This window comes from Mesorhizobium sp. GbtcB19 (genome assembly GCF_019091085.1).
GTDB lineage: Bacteria > Pseudomonadota > Alphaproteobacteria > Rhizobiales > Rhizobiaceae > Mesorhizobium.
Window position 1 is genome coordinate 1 of sequence record NZ_JAGXJY010000573.1, and the last position, 233, is coordinate 233.

The 233-nt window shown below is 65.7% G+C and carries 1 pseudogene; it reads left to right on the forward strand.

The features are described from left to right. Positions 1 to 233 (forward strand): annotated as a pseudogene (locus tag KVT37_RS33720) (tRNA guanosine(34) transglycosylase Tgt); the annotation flags it as partial.

Sequence of the window (233 nt, forward strand, 5' to 3'; positions counted from 1 at the left end):
CAAAGACAATCAGAGGGATGCGCGCCACGCCGACACTCCGCGTCCGCCCGACGAGGAAAGCGACTCCCCGGCGGCGCGCCACTAATCACCCGCCTACCTGCACCACCTTGTCCGTTCGCAGGGGTCGCTCGGCGCCATGCTGCTGACCTGGAACACCCTGTCCTACTATCAGAAGCTGATGCTGGACTTCCGGGGGGCAATGGGGAGGCAGGGTTTTGAAGCGCGTGCCCCCG